A 21,901-nucleotide genomic window follows, 5' to 3' on the forward strand; every position below is an offset into this window, starting at 1 on the left:
CAAAAATGAGCCGCGGGTCATTTTTGATTCTATCATACCTATCCTTAAATTTTTAATCAAACCTTTTTTTATTATGAATGCTGTCTTAAGAGATCCCACCACATATAAAATACCCCTCCTTCACATAAATAATCAGCAAAATGTGAAAGGAGAGGTTTATAGTTTGCTATAATTTTTTCTTCACTTCAATTTAGCCTGCGTCCAAATCACCTTCGGAGAACTGACTGTTGTAAAGATCAGCATAGAATCCGCCTTGTGCAAGCAGTTCCTCGTGGTTACCCTTCTCAATTACACTACCTTGATTCATAACAAGGATCAGGTCGGCATCTCGAATCGTCGAAAGACGGTGAGCAATTACGAAGCTGGTTCTGTTTTGCATCAATGCCTTCATTGCTTTTTGAATTAATAATTCTGTCCGTGTGTCGACACTGCTTGTTGCTTCATCAAGGATAAGGATCGATGGATCGGCCAGAATCGCACGAGCAATTGTAATCAGTTGCTTCTGCCCTTGTGAAATATTAGAAGCTTCTTCATTTAACACCGTATTGTAGCCAAGCGGAAGTGTGCGAATAAAGTGATCGGCATGAGCAGCCTTGGCCGCACGAACCACATCAGCTTCTGAGGCACCTTCACGACCGTAAGCAATATTATCACGGATCGTACCATTGAACAGCCAGGTATCCTGAAGCACCATGCCAAATTTGCTGCGCAGATCACTCCGTTTCATATCGGTAATGTTCACACCATCAATGATAATTTCCCCATCGTTGAGCTCGTAGAAACGCATCAACAGGTTAATCAGAGTGGTTTTACCAGCACCAGTAGGACCGACAATCGCTATAGTCTGACCTGGACTAACCTCAATATTCATGTCCTCAATCAGAATCGCATCTTCCTTATATCCAAATTTCACATGACGGAACTCAACGGAACCTTCCGGAGTACCTTCATCAAGCTTCGCAAGTGTAGTATTAACTTCCTTAACTTCCTCTTCTTCATCCAGAAGTTCAAATACACGTTCTGCAGAAGCGATAGTGGATTGAATAATATTAGCAATATTAGCCGTTTGTGCAATCGGCTGGGTGAACTGACGGGAATACTGAATAAAAGCTTGAATATCCCCGACATCGATCATTTTTTTAGTAACAAAGATACCGCCGACTACACAAATCATTACATAACCCAAGTTACCAATAAACATCATGAGCGGCATAATCATACCGGACATGAATTGGGCACGCCAGCCTGAATCGTAAAGCTTATCATTAATTTCATCGAAATCCTTAAGGGATTGCGGCTCACGACCAAATGCTTTGATAATCCGGTGACCTGTATACATTTCTTCTACATGACCGTTCAACTGACCAAGCGATTTCTGCTGTCCGACAAAATAAGTCTGCGAACGTTTGGAAATAGCCATAATCACAACGAAGCTAAGTGGCAATGTAACAATTGTAATCAACGTCAGCCATGGGCTGATGGTAAGCATCATTATAATGACACCGATAATGGTGACAATAGAAGTAATCAGTTGAGTTAAGCTCTGTTGCAGTGTAGTACTGATGTTATCCACATCATTCGTAGCACGGCTTAGAATTTCCCCATGGGTACGGGAATCAAAATATTTCAAAGGCAACCGTTCCAGCTTACTGTTAATCTGCTCACGCATGTCGAAAACGACCTTCTGAGCTACACCAGCCATTACATACTGCTGAATATAGCTGAACAGAGCACTAAGCAAATACAGACCGGCAAGTATGATCAGGATATCATTAATGTATCCAAAATCAATGGAGGCTCCCTCGACACCCATTAATTTGCCGTAAGCACCTTCGAACAGTTTAGTTGTTGCTTTACCCATAACTTTAGGGCTGAAAATACTGAATACAGTACTGGCAATAGCCATAACCAAAACGATGATTAATTGAACCATACGAGGTCTTAAATACTTAATCAGACGACGAAGTGTACCCTTAAAGTCTTTAGCCTTTTCTGCAGGCATCCGCATGCCAGGACCGCCACCAGGTCCTGGACCTTTGTGGGCGCGCGGAGCTACAGGTTTATTGTTTTGTTCGCTCATGCTATTTCCTCCTCTGACAGCTGCGAGGATACGATCTCGCGGTACACATCACTGCTCGCGAGCAGTTCACGGTGAGTGCCCATTCCGGCGATTTCACCCTCATCAATAACAATAATCCGGTCGGCATCCATAACGGTACTAACCCGTTGAGCTACGATTAGAACAGTGGATTCCGTGGTTTCATCTTTGAGTGCCGCGCGAAGCTTAGCATCTGTTTTGAAATCAAGGGCAGAGAAGCTGTCGTCAAACAGATAAACTTGAGGTTTTCTCACAAGAGCACGTGCAATGGACAACCGTTGTTTCTGACCACCGGAGACATTACTTCCGCCTTGAGCAATTTCAGAATCAAACCCATCTTTCATGGCTGACACAAAATCGTAGGCCTGAGCTACCTTAGCTGCATGAATAATTTCTTCATCGGTAGCATCCTCTTTACCGTAGCGAATGTTTTCTTTAATTGTACCTGAGAACAATACCGCTTTTTGAGGGATGTAACCAATTTTGCTCCGTAGCTCTTCTTGTGTCATTTCACGTACATCTACTCCGTTCACACGTACCGCGCCTTCATTAACATCATAGAACCTTGGAATCAAGCTAAGCAGCGTAGATTTACCCGAACCTGTACCGCCGATAATGGCAGTAACTTCACCCGGACGAGCACTGAAGCTAATTTTCGAAAGTGCAGGTTGTTCCGCGCCAGGATAAGAAAAGGAAACATTATCAAATTCAACAAAACCACGCATATGATCACGGCCATCTTTTTTAGTAGCTTGAGCTGTTGTTTGCAGTTCACTCTCTGAAGGATCTGTGAACTCCGGCCGCATATCGAGCACTTCATTGATACGCAAGGCAGAAGCTGAAGCACGAGGAATCAACACGAACATCATCGATACCATAATCAGGGAGAACATAATTTGCATCGCATATTGAATAAATGCCATCAGTGAGCCGACTTGTAAATCGCCGTCGCCAATCCGGATTCCACCAAAGTAAAGAATTGCGATCATGGAAAAGTTCATAATAATCATCATAAGCGGCATTAAACCGGCCATAATTTTATTTACTTTGATCGCTGTGTCTGTCAGATCACGGTTAGCCTCGGAGAAGCGCTTATTCTCATGATCAATTCGGTTAAATGAACGGATAACACGGATACCTGTCAAATGTTCACGCAGCACCAGATTTAATTTATCCAGCTTAACCTGTATCGCTTTAAACAACGGTAATCCCTTCATCCCGATGAAGAAAATTGCGCCTACCAGTACCGGAATTACTACTACGAAGATCAAGGATAATTTCGCATCTTCAGAAACCGCCATGATGATACCACCAATCATCATCATCGGTGCACCAATCATCATACGCAGCATCATGGTAAGTACAGTCTGCACCTGCGTAATATCATTCGTTGTACGTGTAATTAAGGATGCAGTACCGAGCTTATCGAACTCATGCAGCGTAAAATTCTCTACATGGTTAAACACACGAGCACGGGTAAGTTTACCGAACCCCGCTGCCACTTTTGCCGATAAGTAACTGGCAATGACTGAACATAACGCCCCGCCCCCTGCAACTAGAAGCATGAAGCTACCTATTTTCCAAATATAAGTACGGTCCCCTTGAACAATCCCTTTGTCCACGATGTCGGACATCAGCGTAGGGAGGTATAAGTCGCCCATGGACTGCAAGAACACTAGAATTAATACAGCACCAATAGCTACTCGAAATGGCTTCAGTTGTTTAAATAATTTAATCAAGCTTCTCATCTCCGTTCATTTGTAGCCTATCCCAATTAGGTGGCGGATTATCCTCAACGAATGCATGTACTTTCAGCAACAGTTCTGTGAGCTGCTTAGTCTCTTTTTCACCTAAGTACTGTACGAGCTCATCAAGCATTGCATCTCTATATTGCTCTGCTCTTCGTGTGAGTTTTTTTCCGCTCTCCGTCAATTTCACGCGTACGACTCTCCGGTCCGAAGGATCTGCGTGTCTTTCCACCATTTGTTTCGCCTCAAGACTATTAATCAACTGCGTAATAGTTGGAGGTGTGAATCCGAGAAGTCGGCTGATCTCAGATATCTTTAGACCCTCATCATCAGAATGATTCCATTTTTCAATGCATATCATTAAAGTCATCTCACTCGGCTTATGGCCTTCAACACCCTTGTGCCATTGGCCTTTATGCAGCCTTTTCATCGCCGCAAAAAGCTTGTGTGCGACTGAATTTTCAGTATCTTCTGTATTTCCTCCGTTTATCCCAATTTCCTTCACCTCTATTTAGTTAGGTCAACTAATTATTAAATACTATATTATTTAGGCTACCTAATTATATTTTTGGTGCAACGCTTTGTCAAATTTTGAATACGCTATCAATTATTACGAAAAAGAAAACTCCCAAGCTCAAGGGCAAGGGAGTCCAATTTCGTATATGTATTACTCTGTATTATAATGATGAATAGAGTTCTTCACTCTTAGAACCAAGCTCCATGCTCGTAAGTTGTAATGCCCCCATTGCTTCCAGAGCCTACAGGTCCAATAATGATGAAGCTAAACAATGCTAACACGCTTGCCATCATCAATAGTGATTTTTTCATTTTTTCTCACCCCCTTTACTAATTCTCTATATTTCTCCTGTTGAGCTGTATTAGCATAATCTCTGCTCGTCTCAAATAAAGTTATACAATTAATAAAGTCTTTCCCATTATTCTGCTTAATGGATAATTCCAAAGATTTAACGAGATAATCCACGCCTGTACTATAACGTTTCCTATTTATTTGATAGATTGCTACTTGATAGTATAAACGGAATACACGGTCAACGTTATTCGGCTCCTGAAACCCCTCAAATCTCAACATTTCTCGTGAGAATCGTGTAAGTATATGATCAGCAGAGAACCTATATCGATTAGCCGCATCCATAATAGTAATAAGCCCTGCCAAGATTTCACCGGGGTGATCTGCCAAAAAATCAGTATAGCTAGTTAAGACATCTACATTGCCCATCAGCATCTCTATCGTGAATCCATTACCGATTGCAAATAATCGAAATTGCTCTACAGCCTGACGACCTTCTTCGTCAAGCATTTCAAACCAGCTAAGGTCCGCATAGCCCGCAGTATATTTCTTAGCTTCCTCATACTTACCCTGCTTGGTAAGCGAAATTGCTTTGAGTAGATACCCGTGGCCATAATAAACAACAAGCGGACGTTCTGTATGAAGAGCTTCCTTCCGTCTATTCTCATTTTTTCGTAATTGATCACGGTAAACAGCATTGGCCAACGTTCTCAGTTCATCGGCGAACGACTCCATTTTAATCCATCGCCGTAGATCGAAACTCAACTGCGTTAGAGTAAGTAGACCATCCAACTGCATATTTTCTGGGAGACGATTCCTGAAAGGTTCAAATGTAATAACTGCATGCAGCTTCTCATCTGAATCGACGATGGATAAGATTGCTCTAAAAATACGATAATGACTGATCGCCAATCTCTCTGAGTAACTGTCGGACTCATTCTCTGCTACAACTTTATAGAAAAATATGGATTCATTCACTTTTCCTTTATTAAACAATTTATCAGCCACTGAATAAACGATATCCAGCGATTTCGGATATTCCAATAACCTATTTAATGTTTCATCTATGCATTGCTGCTTGCCCAATTCAGCGCAGCGTATTAAAAAAGGCTCCACCCTGCGGCGGGAGACCTTCTCCTCATTGAAGCATTCATCAACATACAACGGATACAACCAGCCATCAGGAAAACCAAAGGCTTTAATGATTGCATCTATTTGTCCCAAGGACATAGGCTTCGGCGGATTCCCATGCAGAATTGCACTGAGACTTCCTCGATTCAGGCCACAAATTTTTGAGAAAGAGGCGAGATTATGGCCGGAGCGGGACAGATTTTTCTCAATTTCTGAGCGTATAGTTGTTAACTTTCCCTCCACTCGGCACCCCCAAAGTTCGACTTGAAAAGATTCTATTAATTGACATTATAGGTGAAAGTTATGGATTGTACAACCAATAGATTGTACGACAAAAAGAGGAGCGTATTTCTCTCCTCTTTATCGGTTGGATCTTCGTAATAGTGTAATTCTATGGATGTATCGAAGTTTAACTTATTGTAATAGCGGCTTTTGAGTTTCTGCCGTAGGGCGTTGCGCCTGACTTGCGACTACGCAAATTCTCCATCATCTTATGTTGTGCCAGCAAAATATAGCTGTCCAATCGTTCGCTTAGCTCTAATACTGCATGGTCACTAAGACTCCGTTGCTCCGCAACTTCCAGCAATTCACATCTAAGGCTCTCTATAGTCACAAACAGTTCATCTTCTCTGTAGTCTCTTCTATAAATATTCTCGGAAGAACCTTGATATAATGTCACAACTCTCTCCTTCTCTCTATCAACTTCTCCACCTATCATAATCCATGATACCAAAAAACATATTTTCAAAAAAAAGAAAAAAATGCATTGTATCTACAATAATAAAATCGCTATTTGTTCAGAGTGATCCATTGAATCTTAGGGAAGTTCATTAGGTTACTGTTCTCTCAGTAGTCCCTTTGCAAAGGAAATCCATTCACGTGCTGCAAAAGATAAGTAACGGTCTCTACGCCATGCCATAGCAATCTGCCATGGAATTACCGGATCTGTCAAAGGAATGACTACCAATCGCGAACGATCCATGTCACGGCAAATAGTTTCCGGTAATAATGCGATCCCCATTCCCGCAGCTACCATCTTGCTGATTAAGTCCCATTGTGAACTCTCATATATCACCTTCGGCTGAAATCCCGCTTTTACACATTCCGTAATAATCCGATCATGCAGCGTGAAATCCTCTCGAAATAGCACGAACTCCTCTTCTGCCAGCTCACTTAGCGGAACAAGCTCCGCCTCGGCCAGCCGATGTCCCATAGGCAATATAAGATTCAGCTTTTCTTCAACAAAGGTGAAACAATGAAGTTTGGCTGTATCCACAGGCAACACGACCATTCCAATGTCCAGCAGTCCCGTTTCTACATCTTCCTCCACTTTTTTGGCCCCATCTTCATGGAGACGAATCGTAACCTGTGGATAACGTTTATGAAATTGACCAATCACCGATGGAAAAAAGCTCGCCCCTACCATTGGAGGTAAGCCTATGCGGATGTGACCCTGCTCCAGATTTCGTAAGTTATCCAGTTCGGAAGACAAGCTAGCGAAAGACTCCACGATATTTTGCGCTTTGGTGAACAGAATTTCCCCCGCGTCTGTAAGTCTTATACTTTTTCCTTCACGGTAAAACAAGTCTGCCTCTAGTTCGGTCTCCATATTCCGGATCATTTTACTGATTGTAGGCTGTGTGATATATAGTGATTCAGCAGCTCTGGTGAAACTTCTCATTCTTGCTGCTTGAACGAAATATTCTAATTGCCGGATATCCATTATTTCGCCTCCTAATCCATAGACAAAAGGAATGTCACTTATTCGATCTATTCATTTTACCTATGAAAACAATTGATGTAAACTTTCATTATCATGAAAGGAGCGAAGCCTTATGAAAAAGATTGTTATAGGCTTGCTGCAGGTAGCGGGACTTACATTATTCTCTTTACTTATCAATGCTGTGACCCCATTATTGCATATCCCTATTCCCGGAAGCATACTCGGAATGATTATATTGTTTCTCCTGCTTGAGTTCGGTGTTATTCGTCTGAATTGGGTAGAGGTTGGCGCTTCTTGGTTACTCGCCGAGCTCCTACTGTTCTTCATTCCATCGGCTATAGGTGTAATGAAATACGCTAATATTCTGGAAACGGATGGATTACGCATTCTTGCCGTTGTCGTCTTGGGCACTTTTGTTGTAATGGCCAGTTCCGGATTACTTACCAGTAGAATTTATAAAGCGAAGGAGCGGAAAAGATCATGTTAAACGCTCTGCTGTTCTTTGGTCTCACGGTCGCGGTATATTTACTCGCGAAACGTATCTATGCTTCTACTGGTAAAGTCTACACCTCTCCATTAATCATCACACCGGTGATTATGATCGTCATCCTGCTCATAACCGGTATTACTTATGACTCTTACAATGCGGGAGGAAAATGGCTGACGGATTTGCTGCAACCGGCAACCATGGCCTTTGCCATCCCTTTGCATAAGAACTTCAAGGTACTCAAAAAGCACGCCGGCGAAATTGCAGCAGGCGTGCTATCAGGGACGATAGTTGCGGTGATCTCTTCCATTCTGCTGGCCAAATGGCTGCATGTTAGCGGCGATCTGGCAGCTAGTCTGGTACCACGTTCGGTAACCACACCGATCGCTATGAGCATCTCGCAAAGTATCGGCGGTGTACCAAGTATCACGGCAGTCTTCGTCATTATTACCGGGATACTTGGTACAATGATGGGCCCTACTGTACTTCGTATCTTCCGCATTGAGAATGAAATTGCGCGCGGTGTATCGCTGGGAACCGCTGCACATGGTACAGGAACATCCAAAGCCTTCGAGCTTAGTTCACTGACCGGAACCATCTCCAGTATTGCGATGATTCTGTCCGCGCTGCTATCTATCGGCGTGGCGCCAGCTTTGCTCGCGATATTCCTCCACTAGGCTAACCCAGCTTGGGCCAAGGGCATGTCTCTTTAGTACATCTAAAGTAGCATGTCCTTTTTCTATGAATTGAACCTTAGAACTTAACAGGCAATCCGCTTTGCGCTGAATCGTAGGCTGCACAGGTAACTTTGAGGGTTTTATATCCATCCTCATAGTCGCATAAAATGCGCGAGCGATCGCCCGTCCGTACAGCATGTATGAAGGCTTCACTTTCTACTAAATATGGATTTCCTTTATTCTCAAATTCGGTACTATTGCCGCTTCGCACTTCCAAGAGACGATCCGGGTTCCAGTCCAAAAGTCCCCGATCATTATAGAAGCTAAGACCTACACTTCCCACCTCATCAGGTAAAACGCATGTATTTGAAATATTGGCAATAATTCCATTTTCAAGCTTCAAGGATACGGTGCCTACATCTGCCACGCTCACACCTTCATTCTGCTCATGCATAATCCGGTTTCCGAACATGCCGTAGACTTCCTTCACTTCTCCGGCTAGATAGCGCACCAAATCGACGATATGTGTAGTCTGCTCTGTGAATTGTCCTCCGGATTGCTTCTGATCACGCCACCAAGCTACGCCTGGCATGCCGCCCATCCATTGCCCCATAATCATACCGACCTTGTCACCACGCAAAGTTTCTTTCAGACGTTTAATGTTCTCCTGATAGCGAAAATGATACCCTACCGAGGTTAACAAATTATGTTCTTTGATATCCTGAAGTAGGCTTGCGGGAATTTCAGTAGTCATACTAAGCGGTTTTTCTATAAAAAAGGGAATATCCCTCTTGATTAATGATCGTTCAATCGCGCCATGAGATTGTGGAGGCACACAAATATAAACAGCATCGAGCTTCTCCGCATCCAGCATCTCCGTAATATCACCATATCCAGCAGCATCGTATGGGCGTGCCATATCTTCGCCTTTAGCCTTACTGCTTCCGCAGACCGCCTGCAAACGGACATCATCCATCTCTGCCAGCAAATCAGCATGTACCTTAGAGAACCAGCCCGTACCCACAATACCCACTTTTAATGTCATTCTTTTTCCTCCTGCCGATTGATTATGAATACCTTTTCATAGATTATACCCTCTTATGAGCGGATAAGATAATCTCTCCATTCTTCGGGAAGCAAATGCATATAAGGACTCTGCAAAAAGCGATCATCTGCAAGCACAATAATGCCTGTGTCCGTCTCGCTGCGAATCAACCTGCCTCCGGCTTGCAATACCTTGCACATTCCTGGGTAGACGTAGGCATAATCAAAGCCATTCTTACCTTTGCCATTAAAATACTGACGCAGTAGATTACGCTCAAGACCTAGCTGTGGCAGACCCACACCGACAACCATTACCCCGTTAAGACGGTCTCCCGGCAGATCCACACCTTCTGAAAAAATCCCACCTAGTACAGCAAATCCTAACAGCGTCTCGTCATTATCTGGACGGAATGAAGCCAAAAAACTTTCTCTATCCTGCTCACTCATGCCCGTGTCCTGTATCAAAGTCCGTATTTCAGGGTAATTCTCCGTAAAGGCTTGATATACATTTTGCAAATAAAGGTACGATGGAAAAAACACCAGATAATTACCCTTCTTAGAAACCATTTGATTCAACGCCCGAGTCAACGGAAGGAGGGACGCTTCCCGGTCATGATAACGCGTCGAAACGGGTAGCACGGTCACTTCCCACTGTTCCTTCTGAAAAGGAGATGAGACGGTTAAACTATAATCTTCCTCCACTGCACCGATCATATCCCGATAATACGATAATGGAGAGAGCGTAGCAGAGAACAGAATCTGACTTCGAAAGCTCTTGGACATTTGCCGGAGCAAATGCGAAGGGTCCAAATTGAATAACTTGATATACACATCACCGCGCCGTACCTCAGCATAGGTTATGTAGCGTTCATCGTAAGTTTTAAAGGTACGAAGCATCCCTTGCACTGAAAAATACGTATCCAGGAGAACATTCTCACCTTCTGCTTCCCCATTCAGAGGAACAATGCTGGTGCTTGGATGTATAAGCTCCTGTTCCGCTTCCAAGGAGAAATTCTCAAGCAAAGCGGGTAACTCCTCCGGGAACGCAGCCCATTGTCCCTGCCCCTCATCATTACATATTTTACGAAGGGAGATGAAAAAGGCATTCACCGATTTAGCTGCAGCACTCAAATTTCCGTTAACACCCTTGTACTGACGCTGGAGCTCTAGAAAAGGCGCCTTCAGCAAAGAGGCGGAGAACATCTCCCTTCCTCGGTCTACCAGATTATGTGCTTCATCTACTAGAAGCACCGTTTCTCTCTTTCTTTCCTCCGTTAGCCGTTTCAGGCTGATCCGAGGATCATATATATAATTGTAATCACAGATCACCGCATCGCAGGCATAGGCTGCATCCAACGAGAACTCAAACGGGCACACTTTATGTTTATGAGCATACATTGCTATGGTGTCTTTGCTCATCAATGTCTCATGCTCTAGCAAATCCATTACCGCATCGTTAATCCGATCATAATAGCCATCCGTATACGGACAGGAATCCTTGCCGCAAATCCCTTCCTCTCGGAAACAGGCCTTCTCTTTAGCGGTAAGTGTGATGACATGCAGCTGAAGTCCCTGCTTCAGCAGTAGCGAGATTGCTTCCTGCGCGGTAAAACGGGTAACCGTCTTAGCCGTTAAATAGAACAATCCTTTAGCTTGTCCTTCGCCCATTGCTTTTAGGGCAGGGAATAAGGTCGACATTGTTTTTCCGATACCAGTGGGCGCCTGAGCGAACAGACTGACCTTTTCCACAATGGATTTGTACACCGCTCCGGCAAAATGCCGTTGACCCTTTCGATAGGAAGGAAACGGAAAACTCAACTCACGAAGGCTCTGCTCCTTTTTTGTATCATGAAGAACCATCATCTCCGCATATGGAGCATATCTGGCCACAGTGTCATTAGCGAATGAGGTCAGTTCTTCTAAAGACAACGTTCGGTACAAGCTTTTTTGCTCATCCGTTGCCCGGTGGACATAGGTAAGCTTTACCTGTATAGAGGAATGCTCCTGCTCCAGTGACACCATATATGCGTACATCAGTGCCTGCGCCCAATGTACCTCATGTCCTTCGTCCAGCATATCCAGCAGTCCGGAGGTTGATTTGATTTCTTCTACCGTAAGACTCCCATCCTCCGAAATAAGCAAACCATCACAGCGTCCATCTACTATATAGAGTAAGCTACCATAAGGGATTTCTGTTCTCAGATAGACCTCCTTGCGGTCGCCTTCTTTATATTGCTTTTGAATCTTCTGATGAATTCGTGTGCCTTCAACCATAGAGGCAGTGCCATGAAATCCAGACTCAATACTACCGCTGCGGAAGACATACTCAACGAGAGTTCTAACGGATAGAGTGACTGTATGATCCATCAATCCTCACCTCCCTTAATTAGCTATATATTCTTTTTATTCCCAATGTCTATTTTGGTCCTTTAATCGTTATATAACTCCATGTGATAGCATAAACATGATCTTTCACCCATGTCTATTCAAGTTTACGCGCTCCACAAAGCTTATACTTGTATTTTCGTTTTTTGACTTTCTCCAGCTAGCCCTGCATAATAAATTTTATTACTATGGAGTCACTTTGTCTTGACGCTGTTTCGTCCTATTTGGGAAATGGCGTTTTATCATGTAGAAAGAGGGGGAAGCTGTGTCATCCTTTAATATTAAACGTTGGATCATTAAACCTTTTGTGTTTTTCACAATACTTTTTATTCTAAAAGCATTTTTGGCTTGGGGCGTCATTTTTGATGATGTACTGCCTTGGAAGTCATTATTGACAGAAATCCCTTTTGCCTGGGCGCTCTTCTGTATTATTGAGCGGTTCGCATCCAAACGAAAGCTTGGATATTACATGACAGTCAATTTATTAGTAACAGCTATCTTTTTCGCAGCTATCATGTATTTTAAATATTATGGGGTCATTGTAACTTACCATGCGGCGGAGCAGGTGAATCAAGTCACAGCCGTCAGCAACAGCGTATTCTCACTAATGGATCCTTACTACCTGCTGATTTTTACAGATATCATTGTCCTAGGAGGCTATTTCTTCTTTAATAAGAGAGGCCGGGTCTATAAGAAAGAAAATATCAACCGTCGTAACGGAAAAATAAAATATAGTGTTCTATTCGCAGTCTCACTTGGTATATGCTTGTTCAACATTTTGCCTAATAAGGCTAGTATGAACGAAATTAAGAAAGCTCAGGAGATGGGTATTCTTAATTATGAAGCCTATACGATTTTTGCGAAAGAAGAACCGGAGCTTGTGCAATCAAGTGATATTACACAGGATGCCATCAACCAAGTGAAGGGGATTGATACTGCGGCTAGTTCTCCACTTCATGGCATCGCTAAAGGAAAGAATCTAATTATCATTCAATTGGAATCCTTTCAGAACTTTTTGCTTGGCCTTAAGCTAGACGGGCAAGAGATCACACCGAACTTGAACAAGGTGATGAAGGATAGTCTCTATTTCCCTAATTTCTATCAAATGGTTGGTCAAGGGAATACGTCGGATGCAGAGTTCGTAGTGAACACTTCCGCCTACATCCCTCCACGTGGAGCGGCAACCATGTCTTATGTGGATAAGGTGCTTCCAAGTCTGCCGCGCTTGCTTAAAGACAATGGCTATCAGACTGCAACCTTCCACACCAATGTCGTAGAGTTCTGGAACCGTGGTGAGCTGTATGACTCGCTGGGCTTCGACCATTATTATGATCGTAAGTTTTTCGGTGAAGATGATGTTTTCTTCTTTGGGGCTTCTGATGATACGCTATATAGTAAAACAGCCGACAAGCTGAAAGACATGAATAGCGAGGGTCAACCTTTCTATGCTCAGATCATTTCAATGTCAGCGCATCATCCATTCACGATCCCTGAGGAAAAATACCGCATGAAGCTACCAGAGCGTTATGAAGGCACTTTTGTAGGTGATTATATCCGTTCCCAGAACTATGCAGATGATGCTTTTGGACATTTCGTAGAAAAGCTTAAAGCAAATGGCGTATGGGACAACAGCGTGATCATGATTTATGGTGATCATATGGGATTGCCAATTTATTCTCTCGATCATGATGATAAACAATTAATGACTGAAATCTATGGTCATGAATATACCTATGCGGATATGCTAAACATTCCGTTGCTCATTCATGCAGGAGACAATACAGCACCACAGACCTTAGAACAAGTCGGTGGCGAAGTGGATATCATGCCAACTGCTGCCGGTCTTCTTGGAATTTCATTAGAGAACAACCTGGTTTTCGGTCAAGATCTACTCAGTCAGACTTATAATTTGCTACCAGAGCGATATTATTTACCTTCTGGTTCTTTCATCTCCAACTCGGGTCTACTTATTCCGGGTAACAGCTTTGAAGATAATACCCAATATCCTATTTATAATGGAAAAGCACCGACTGCCACTGAGGATGAATACAACCGAGCATTGAGACTTCTACAACTTTCCCATAGCTACATTACGCAGCTGCCAGACAAACCAATTAAACCCTAAGCCATCATAAGATACGTATTACAAATGAAGGCCACCTTCTCTCCGGAGAAGGTGGCCTTCTTTCTGTATCTATAGAGCCAGAGATTTACCGTTTCTGATCCTCGATCATACGGTAGTACTCCGCAAACTTTTGCAGCTCTTCCGGCTTCAGTATAGATAAATGCTCAGCAAGCAATTGTTTTGAACGGAAATGTCCTTCTTCAAGTATTTGCTGACCTTGCTCGGTGATGGTCACCACAACCGCTCTCCGGTCCGATCCATCCGTCTCACGCTTAATAAAACCCAGCGCTTCCAGGCGGTCGAGCATCACAGTAATGGCACTGGATTTGACCTCCATAGACTCCGCCAGTTGTACTACCCGCGATTTCTTCTCTTTCGCTACTATATTTAACAGACCCATCTGAGGTACGGTAAGTCCAAGTTCTTTATGCAATGACATTTGAGACATTATCTTACGCTGTACTCTCCACATGGATAATCCAAGACGCTCTATTAACGGATCTAATTGATGCGGCATCCTTAATTCAACTCCCAATCCGTTTTTAATAACTCAAGCGTACCACTAGAACTGGTTAGGATTCAATGCTTTTGTCTACTAAAGATTTCATAATCGCGTTTATTCCCATAATTTTCCTACTGTTTTACAATATCCGACACAAAAATACTATATTCTATGTAAGGTTCTAGGCCTAACGATACGCTATAATCGTAGCAGTGAGAGCGATTGTCACCGAAAACATAATTTGTCAAGGTTGGTGCAAAGAATGAAATTGGCAACTAAATTAACTTGGATGATGTTCATCGTGTTACTTCTTGTTGGATCATCCATCGGGTTCTTCGGATACCGTACTGCGTACAAGCAAGTAGACGAAGCTGCAGGTATCGAATTGGTAGGATGCGCCAATATTACAACCGGGCTGATTGACCCATCAGACATTACCGCATTAATTGCAGGAGATCAAAGCAAACTGGAGGCTGTCGAGGACCGGATCGGTTGGATTGTGGCACATAAGGCTATTTTTAAAGAAGCGTTCATTTTATCGCTAGATGGAAAGATCCTCGCCGCAGATTCAAGCTTCAAAGCAAGAGGTTATAAAGCAGGCGACGCTTTTTATTTCTCAGATGAAGAGAAGCAAATGATTGCTAAGTCTAAGCATTCCGCATACTCCAAGGTTTATACATACGATGGTACCTCACTCAAGACGGGCTACGGCCCCATCTATCAAGATCATGACCCCTCCAAGCCTATAGTCGCTCTAATGGCTATTAACTTCGATGGCCCGTTAATTCAAGAACGGACCCGAGACATCATTGTTCAGCCTTTTATTATCGGGACTTCCATTCTAGTTATTGCTATTGTGGCAGCATATCTCTTAATCCGCCGAATGGTAAGTCCACTAACGAAGCTATCCAGAGGCGTAAATCTTGTTGCACAGGGTGATCTTACTCATGATCCTATTTCATTCAACAGCAAGGATGAGATTGGTACACTAGCTCGAAATTTCAACGGCATGACGCAGAGCTTGCGCATGCTCATTACCGAAGTTAATGAAACCTCCATGCAGGTGGCGTCTTCATCCGAAGAGCTCTCTGCCAGTGCACAGGAAACTAACCGTGCTGGTGAGTACAGTGTCAACGTTTCGATTGAACTTGCCGATGGAGCTAATACACAATTGCAAAATTTGGAGGGTGGATATAAGTCTGTACAAGACTTGTCACACTTCATTACAGAGATTGCAGGAAATGCTGATAACGCAATGAATAATGCTACCAGTAACGCCGAAAAGGCTCGTACAGGTCGAGAAGCAATGGATTCTACTACACAACAGATGAGCATCGTCAGTGACAGCATCACTGATTTAGCTGTCATTATTGAAACCTTGGGCGGCTACTCCAAGGAAATTGAGAATATTGTGGGCACGATTGCGAGCATCGCAGAAGAAACCAACCTGCTGTCGCTGAATGCAGCCATTGAAGCTGCAAGAGCCGGAGAAGAGGGAAGAGGCTTTGCGGTAGTTGCACAATCCGTACGCAAGCTTGCCGAGCGATCCGCCCAATCTGCTGCTCAAATCGGACAACTCGTAAGCATCATCGTAAATCAGATGGACCAAGCAGGAGAAACCATGAAGCGCTCTACAGAAGAGATGGATCAAGGCCGGGAATTAATCGTAACAGCAGGTCAATCCTTCTCCGAGATTGAGATGTCTGTTTCTGGGATGGCTTCACAAAGTCAGCAGATTTCCGGAACAGTCCGCGAGCTAGCCTCCATCTCCGATGGTCTCGTTACTACTCTACAGAATATTGTAGACGTCGCTAATCAGACAGCAAGCGGTGCAGAAACCTTATCCGCCTCCTCACAAGAGCAGCTCGCAGCAATGGAAGAAGTGGAATCGGCTGCTGGTTTCTTGTCTTCGTTAGCGGAGAAGCTGCAGATTCTTATCGAACGTTTCAAAGTATAATCTTTATTCATGTAAGTTCTTAACCTTAAAGGGGCTAGCGACCAAGCAGAGAAATTCTGCTTGGTCGCTAGCCCCTCTTCTATGTATTGAGATTACGACGCTGCCGTATTCGCTATAAACCACTCACCCAGCTCATGTACAGGCATCGGCCGGCCGTAATAATAACCCTGCATGACTCTACAACCCAGTGATTTCAGCAATTCGATCTGCTCTGGTGTCTCCACACCTTCTGCCACGACTTCCATATTCAGATGGGTCGCAATCGCAATAATATTGCTGATAATAGCTTTCTTGGAATGCATTTTGCTGTTACGAATAAATACTTGATCAATCTTGAGTGTGTTGACTGGGATCTCATCCAAATTACCAAGGGAGGAGAAGCCTGTCCCAAAGTCATCCAGCGATACTCTTACCCCAAGCATTCGAAGTCTAGACAGCTGTGCAACCGTCTCTTTCATGTTATGCATCGCAATGGACTCTGTAATCTCCAGTTCGAGGAAGTGTGGCTCTAATTCTGAACATGTGAGTGCTTCCGCTACAACATCGTATAGACTTCCATCCTCAAACATCCTTGCGGACATATTAATGGATACCGGTACGTTAGCTATCTCTTCCTTATGCCAGAACTTGTTCTGGCTGCACACATCATGCAGCATCCAATAGGTAATCGGAACGATCAGTCCGGTTTCCTCTGCAATAGGAATGAATTCAGCTGGTGAAATGATCCCATGCTCCGGGTGTCTCCAGCGCAGCAATGCTTCAAGACCTACAGTAACATTCATATAGGAATCCCATTTGGGCTGATACACCACCATAAACTCAGAACGAGCTAACGCTTTACGAAGATCTTTTTCTAGCGACATCCGTCGCAGCTGATGGCGATTAGCTTCCTGATCAAACACACTGAACTTGTTCTTACCCGAATCCTTAGAAGTATAAAGAGCCGTATCCGCAGCTTTCATTAGCGTTGAGCGATCAGTCCCATGCAAAGGTGTCATACTGATTCCAATGCTTGCAGTAACATAGAGCTCATTGCCCTGAATGCGATAGAATCTCTTAAGTTCATGCATAATACGTTCTGCCTCTAACTGCGCATTTTCCAGCGTGCAATCTGGGAGAGCAATCAAGAATTCATCGCCGCCTAAACGGAAGACCTTCCCCTTATCTCTTACAGAACGAATTAATCTTACAGCAACCTCCTGTAGTAGCATATCCCCTATATCATGTCCAAGCGTATCGTTAATCGATTTAAAGCGATCCAGATCCACAAAAAAAACAGCACCCGATCTACTTCCGAAAAATTCATTTTTAAAATAGTGTTCCAATCCATGTCGATTCGGCAGCTCTGTTAATGAATCTTGATAGTCCATTCTCCCCGCGCATGCCTTAAACTTATAAAACATCAATATTCCAAGATAAGCGGATACTACAACAAGAGCTACGGCAGCACCTTGAGTCCACACATCATAATAAACCTTTGCCCCGATCCTTAAAGAAAACAACCCGATATAATGCATGGCCGAAATTCCGCTACCCAAAAGAATACCGCCTACTATTAAGCGCCATACTCCCAAACGTGTATCAGACGTTATATGGAATGCCAAATAACAGAACAACACACCAACCAATAGCGACAGTATAGATCTACCTGGATAGTAATTAACTAAGGGTAAATAGCTCGCCATGATCCCAACATAATGTAGCACCCAAATACCGCTACCAAGCACAAAAGCCCCCGAAATCAGCCATATGCGTCGAACTTTGCCGTTAGAACCGGAAACTTGCGCAATCAGATTCAGTGCGGAATAAGCAGCTGTCGCCACTAACGCCAATGATAGTAAAACAACCCAAACATTAAAGTGGATTCCCATTTTATCCATTAGTTAACCTCTTCACCGGTTTTGAATCCCGTAATCGCCCAGCGTATTTCTCAAGTAAACAATCCGTACACGAATATCAAATATGGAAGAGTGCGTAAAGATTATAGGTGATCCCCAAAAAAGAAACTTTAGATGTATTCTACTCTGTATTCAGAAGATTGTCTAAGTAAATACTGGAATTTATACCCTTTTTTATTACGCAAAAAATGTCCATTTTTGACACAACCACTCAGGCCGGAAAATTTGAACTATGACTTGTTGGCGATACGTTTTTTGGAAAGGTAATTCGCCATATCCATAGATTCAAAACTACCAGAACTAACAAGTAAATATATACTCCACCCGTAAACAAAGTGAAAACATAATGTATACCTGCCATCCCCATCAACAAGAATAACAACCCAAAGGAGTTTGCGGTGTAATCCTTCTGTTTAGCTGCCTCATAACGCTCTGAGAAAGGTAATACTGGGGGATAAGAACGGAAGCAAATGACCGCATAGATCAGCATTGCGAACAGCACTACTACTAAATCCGGCACAATCCGCGACCCAAACAACCAAAGATATACTATCGCTTCTATAGCGAATAAAGGGACTAGTAAGCGAACAATCGCTGCCTTGAGCATTCCACGATATATAAGTGCGGTGTTCGGTAGAGGAATCAGCTTATAAATCCAAGAACCTTTATAATTCGCAGAGTACCTTAGCATTAGGACAACCGTCTGAAGTAACGTCGCACCGAAGTAGATCATCAGATATGTGTTTGAATCCTTAATAGTGGATGCATTACCATCCCAAAAGATCCCAAATATAAAAATGAATGGGAAGACGATGGAATAGCCGATTGCCGGATAGACCTTTAACTTGAAGTCACGTTCATTCTTCATCATTGACCAGCTAAAACGAAAGAACATACCCTCTACCGGGTTGTTACAAGTTATTTTTGACAACCAGTCCACCATTCGGTCGTTACTTTTACCAACGTTGCCTTGCTCTGAAAGCTTCTGTAAGCTCTTTTCGAATAAAGGCATTAGCTTAATATAAGCCGCAATCAGAAGAACCGGAATTACTAAAGCTAACACCGAAAGCACCACGAAGTGTGTGTCTCTCGCTCCGCCAATCAACATCTCAAATGGAGCTGCAAACCAAACCGGAGAAATCAAATACTGCCACCATGCCGGTTTAAAAGAGAGGCTCAATTCAGCAATATCGAACAGTCTAACAACGAGCTGATACCCTACTGTAATCCCTATAGTCAAAATGATCTGTACATAATTAATAATATCCTTAAGCTTCTCCCCGTCGAAAAATTTCATGATCAGTAAATAAAGCAGCGCTGTAATGACGAGGATAAAGCAGTCCATCAGAATGATCTCAACAGCATATAGCAGGAAAAAAAGTACTCCCTGTTTGAACAAGCTAAGAATTAGCGAAGGGCCTGTCAATGTCAATGTCACTGAAAATAAATAAATAAGAATGTGGATACTCTTCGCCATGTTTAAGGTACGGCGGTTCACTGGCTTGGAAGCCAGTATGTTTTTATCCCGAAGATCAAGCATTACGGAAGAGAAATCAGAGATCAGTGTGGTCGTAATCATAAACATCACTACACCAAACACAAGGCTCATTTGCAGCATATAGTTGCCCGTTAACATCATAAGAGGAATTAACATGACGCCAAAAAGTAAATAAATCCATTGCACACGCAGCGGGGAGCCCTCTTTCTTCTCCTCCTTTTTCTGCATTCCACCAAGCACTGTTGGTGTTCTTCTGCCGTCCATCGTTAATTTGACCTGCAGAATACTTCGCATCACGTCATAATCAACACCGATTCGGCTAAACCCACCCCGCAGCTTATCCAGAAGCTTCAGCACATAGAAATCAGTCATGAGAATATCCCTCTTGCATGACCGCAACAAATTCCCCAGCAATATCACGGTATTTATCAAATCCAGTTAATTGATTAAAAATATCCTCCAGCGAACCTTCACGGCCTTTCTCTTGAAGCTCCGAAAAACTCCCATCCGCCACGATATCTCCACCATCGATCAAAACAATACGGCTACTGATCTTCTCCACCACATCCATGATGTGTGAAGAATAGAAGATGGTCTTCCCCCGTGCCGCCAAAGATGCAAAAATCTCCTTTACTACCATTACACTATTAGCATCCAGACCGCTCAGCGGTTCATCTAGGAATAAAATATCGGGATCATGAAGCATACTGGAGATCAGCAGTACCTTTTGTTTCATCCCTTTGGAGAAGGTTGCGATCCTCGAATCATAGGCTTTCTCAAGACCTAGCAAAGCCATTAACTTTCCAGCTTTATAGTCGACATCACTACGCTTCAATCCATACAACTCGCCTACAAAGGTTAAATATTCTCTAGCGGTGAGGCTATCATATAATTCAGCGACCTCCGGCACATAACCTATTCTTTTCTTATAAGAGACATCTCCATCAGCGATATCCCTACCGAAAATCTCTACTTTGCCGTTATAACCTTCTACCAGACCGAGCATAATCTTAACAGTTGTACTCTTTCCCGCACCGTTAGGGCCGATATAGCCAATGATTTGTCCTCTGTATACCTTAAGGTCAATGCCCTTTAGCACCATTCGATCAGTGTAGTTCATCCATAAACCAGAAATCGCAATGACTGGATCATCAGTAAGGCCCATATCCTAATCCCCTCTCTAGCGACTAATTGACGATGTTAAAAATTACTATTTCATACAATTACAATAATTGTATCATTCAACTGAATCCCACTCCATAATTTAACTCACTAATCTTATATCTATGAATGCTAATGCCCTTTTCAGCACAAAAGGGAGAACCCTTGGTTCCCCCTTAAAGTGTAGAGATCATCCCCCGCGAATTATTCCGCTCGATCCACTTGATCATATGAAGCTCTAGCCTGTTGAACCAATTCGTAATTTTTACTCGTCCACTGATTTAACGCTCTCATAGGTTCAAGTAATGATTCCCCTAAAGGAGTTAGAGAATACTCTACGATGGGTGGGACGGATGGTGTGATCTCGCGCTGGACCAGCCCATCTCGTTCCAGTTGCCGCAATGTTTGAGTTAGCATTTTTTTAGAGATGCCCTCAATTCTTCTTCTGATATCACTGTAACGAATGATTCCATCTTCCATGGCATAGATGACCAAAGCTGTCCATTTATTAGAGATAATGTCAAGGACCTTACTGTACCCACAAATCGATAACGAGATATCAGGCTCTACGGCATTCGTCGAAAATGGATGGTTCATATGAAGTCCTCCTATGCACTTTTTGGTTCCCTGGACACTATAAAGTGCCTTCTTACTTATGT

18 protein-coding genes are annotated in these 21,901 nt (G+C 43.2%); 4 read left to right on the plus strand and 14 right to left on the minus strand.

What is annotated here, in order from left to right:
* Positions 1 to 190: 190 nt before the first annotated feature.
* From NST74_RS27980 to cidR, 7 genes are all read right to left on the minus strand, one after another.
* Positions 191 to 2,080, minus strand: coding sequence for an ABC transporter ATP-binding protein (locus NST74_RS27980; RefSeq protein WP_341115522.1), 1,890 nt, complete (start codon positions 2,078 to 2,080; stop codon positions 191 to 193).
* The gene (locus tag NST74_RS27985) at positions 2,077 to 3,837 is read right to left on the minus strand and encodes an ABC transporter ATP-binding protein (RefSeq protein WP_341115523.1); all 1,761 of its coding nucleotides are present in this window, start codon (positions 3,835 to 3,837) and stop codon (positions 2,077 to 2,079) included. Before NST74_RS27985 ends, NST74_RS27980 begins: the two co-directional genes overlap by 4 nt.
* Positions 3,830 to 4,351: a MarR family winged helix-turn-helix transcriptional regulator gene (locus tag NST74_RS27990; protein WP_052414766.1), complete on the minus strand. Its 522-nt coding sequence runs from the start codon at positions 4,349 to 4,351 to the stop codon at positions 3,830 to 3,832. Before NST74_RS27990 ends, NST74_RS27985 begins: the two co-directional genes overlap by 8 nt.
* Positions 4,352 to 4,551: 200 nt before the next feature.
* On the minus strand, positions 4,552 to 4,674 hold the full coding sequence (locus NST74_RS27995) for a hypothetical protein (RefSeq protein WP_340005513.1): 123 nt from the start codon (positions 4,672 to 4,674) through the stop codon (positions 4,552 to 4,554).
* The gene (locus NST74_RS28000; RefSeq protein WP_341115524.1) at positions 4,628 to 6,028 is read right to left on the minus strand and encodes a DNA-binding protein; all 1,401 of its coding nucleotides are present in this window, start codon (positions 6,026 to 6,028) and stop codon (positions 4,628 to 4,630) included. The genes NST74_RS27995 and NST74_RS28000 overlap by 47 nt, the downstream gene beginning before the upstream one ends.
* A 166-nt stretch (positions 6,029 to 6,194) precedes the next feature.
* Positions 6,195 to 6,464 (minus strand): aspartyl-phosphate phosphatase Spo0E family protein, encoded by a 270-nt coding sequence (locus tag NST74_RS28005; protein WP_341115525.1) that lies wholly within the window; start codon positions 6,462 to 6,464, stop codon positions 6,195 to 6,197.
* A 156-nt stretch (positions 6,465 to 6,620) separates the two neighbouring features.
* The gene (cidR, locus tag NST74_RS28010) at positions 6,621 to 7,508 is read right to left on the minus strand and encodes a cidABC operon transcriptional activator CidR (protein ID WP_341115526.1); all 888 of its coding nucleotides are present in this window, start codon (positions 7,506 to 7,508) and stop codon (positions 6,621 to 6,623) included.
* A gap of 112 nt (positions 7,509 to 7,620) precedes the next feature.
* Here cidR and NST74_RS28015 point away from each other — a divergent pair, with 112 nt between their 5' ends.
* Positions 7,621 to 7,995 (plus strand): CidA/LrgA family protein, encoded by a 375-nt coding sequence (locus tag NST74_RS28015; protein ID WP_339288433.1) that lies wholly within the window; start codon positions 7,621 to 7,623, stop codon positions 7,993 to 7,995.
* Complete coding sequence (locus tag NST74_RS28020; protein WP_339288435.1) at positions 7,989 to 8,672, plus strand: CidB/LrgB family autolysis modulator; 684 nt, start codon at positions 7,989 to 7,991, stop codon at positions 8,670 to 8,672. Before NST74_RS28015 ends, NST74_RS28020 begins: the two co-directional genes overlap by 7 nt.
* Positions 8,673 to 8,748: 76 nt before the next feature.
* On the opposite strand, the gene NST74_RS28025 is transcribed toward NST74_RS28020, so the two are convergent.
* Both NST74_RS28025 and NST74_RS28030 read right to left on the minus strand, forming a co-directional pair.
* On the minus strand, positions 8,749 to 9,717 hold the full coding sequence (locus NST74_RS28025) for a Gfo/Idh/MocA family protein (RefSeq protein ID WP_341115527.1): 969 nt from the start codon (positions 9,715 to 9,717) through the stop codon (positions 8,749 to 8,751).
* Positions 9,718 to 9,770: 53 nt separating this feature from the next.
* On the minus strand, positions 9,771 to 12,083 hold the full coding sequence (locus tag NST74_RS28030; RefSeq protein WP_341115528.1) for a helicase C-terminal domain-containing protein: 2,313 nt from the start codon (positions 12,081 to 12,083) through the stop codon (positions 9,771 to 9,773).
* 283 nt (positions 12,084 to 12,366) lie between these two features.
* Between NST74_RS28030 and NST74_RS28035 the strand changes: the two genes are divergently transcribed.
* Positions 12,367 to 14,226: an LTA synthase family protein gene (locus NST74_RS28035; RefSeq protein ID WP_341115529.1), complete on the plus strand. Its 1,860-nt coding sequence runs from the start codon at positions 12,367 to 12,369 to the stop codon at positions 14,224 to 14,226.
* Between the two features lie 85 nt (positions 14,227 to 14,311).
* Here the strand turns inward: NST74_RS28035 and NST74_RS28040 are convergent, their stop codons facing one another.
* On the minus strand, positions 14,312 to 14,743 hold the full coding sequence (locus NST74_RS28040; protein WP_081389929.1) for a MarR family winged helix-turn-helix transcriptional regulator: 432 nt from the start codon (positions 14,741 to 14,743) through the stop codon (positions 14,312 to 14,314).
* Between the two features lie 247 nt (positions 14,744 to 14,990).
* Between NST74_RS28040 and NST74_RS28045 the strand changes: the two genes are divergently transcribed.
* Positions 14,991 to 16,685 carry a methyl-accepting chemotaxis protein gene (locus NST74_RS28045; RefSeq protein WP_341115530.1) on the plus strand — a complete coding sequence of 565 codons (1,695 nt, stop codon included), beginning with the start codon at positions 14,991 to 14,993 and terminating at the stop codon, positions 16,683 to 16,685.
* Between the two features lie 92 nt (positions 16,686 to 16,777).
* On the opposite strand, the gene NST74_RS28050 is transcribed toward NST74_RS28045, so the two are convergent.
* The 4 genes from NST74_RS28050 to NST74_RS28065 form a co-directional block, all read right to left on the minus strand.
* Positions 16,778 to 18,565, minus strand: coding sequence for a putative bifunctional diguanylate cyclase/phosphodiesterase (locus NST74_RS28050; RefSeq protein ID WP_341115531.1), 1,788 nt, complete (start codon positions 18,563 to 18,565; stop codon positions 16,778 to 16,780).
* A 229-nt stretch (positions 18,566 to 18,794) separates the two neighbouring features.
* Positions 18,795 to 20,453 carry a hypothetical protein gene (locus NST74_RS28055; protein ID WP_341115532.1) on the minus strand — a complete coding sequence of 553 codons (1,659 nt, stop codon included), beginning with the start codon at positions 20,451 to 20,453 and terminating at the stop codon, positions 18,795 to 18,797.
* Positions 20,446 to 21,246, minus strand: a complete 801-nt coding sequence (locus NST74_RS28060) for an ABC transporter ATP-binding protein (protein WP_341115533.1) — start codon at positions 21,244 to 21,246, stop codon at positions 20,446 to 20,448. The genes NST74_RS28055 and NST74_RS28060 overlap by 8 nt, the downstream gene beginning before the upstream one ends.
* A 200-nt stretch (positions 21,247 to 21,446) precedes the next feature.
* Positions 21,447 to 21,839, minus strand: a complete 393-nt coding sequence (locus tag NST74_RS28065; RefSeq protein ID WP_341115534.1) for a winged helix-turn-helix transcriptional regulator — start codon at positions 21,837 to 21,839, stop codon at positions 21,447 to 21,449.
* Positions 21,840 to 21,901: the final 62 nt, after the last annotated feature.

The sequence above is a fragment of the Paenibacillus sp. FSL F4-0125 genome, assembly GCF_038008565.1.
Classification (GTDB): Bacteria; Bacillota; Bacilli; order Paenibacillales; family Paenibacillaceae; genus Paenibacillus_AQ.

Coding starts and splice junctions, on each gene's coding strand:
- NST74_RS27980 (WP_341115522.1), bottom strand. CDS start 2,080: ATGAGCGAACAAAACAATAAACCTGTAGCTCCGCGCGCCCACAAAGGT.
- NST74_RS27995 (WP_340005513.1), bottom strand. CDS start 4,674: ATGAAAAAATCACTATTGATGATGGCAAGCGTGTTAGCATTGTTTAGC.
- cidR (WP_341115526.1), bottom strand. CDS start 7,508: ATGGATATCCGGCAATTAGAATATTTCGTTCAAGCAGCAAGAATGAGA.
- NST74_RS28015 (WP_339288433.1), top strand. CDS start 7,621: ATGAAAAAGATTGTTATAGGCTTGCTGCAGGTAGCGGGACTTACATTA.
- NST74_RS28020 (WP_339288435.1), top strand. CDS start 7,989: ATGTTAAACGCTCTGCTGTTCTTTGGTCTCACGGTCGCGGTATATTTA.
- NST74_RS28025 (WP_341115527.1), bottom strand. CDS start 9,717: ATGACATTAAAAGTGGGTATTGTGGGTACGGGCTGGTTCTCTAAGGTA.
- NST74_RS28030 (WP_341115528.1), bottom strand. CDS start 12,083: ATGGATCATACAGTCACTCTATCCGTTAGAACTCTCGTTGAGTATGTC.
- NST74_RS28040 (WP_081389929.1), bottom strand. CDS start 14,743: ATGCCGCATCAATTAGATCCGTTAATAGAGCGTCTTGGATTATCCATG.
- NST74_RS28045 (WP_341115530.1), top strand. CDS start 14,991: ATGAAATTGGCAACTAAATTAACTTGGATGATGTTCATCGTGTTACTT.
- NST74_RS28050 (WP_341115531.1), bottom strand. CDS start 18,565: ATGGATAAAATGGGAATCCACTTTAATGTTTGGGTTGTTTTACTATCA.
- NST74_RS28055 (WP_341115532.1), bottom strand. CDS start 20,453: ATGACTGATTTCTATGTGCTGAAGCTTCTGGATAAGCTGCGGGGTGGG.
- NST74_RS28060 (WP_341115533.1), bottom strand. CDS start 21,246: ATGGGCCTTACTGATGATCCAGTCATTGCGATTTCTGGTTTATGGATG.
- NST74_RS28065 (WP_341115534.1), bottom strand. CDS start 21,839: ATGAACCATCCATTTTCGACGAATGCCGTAGAGCCTGATATCTCGTTA.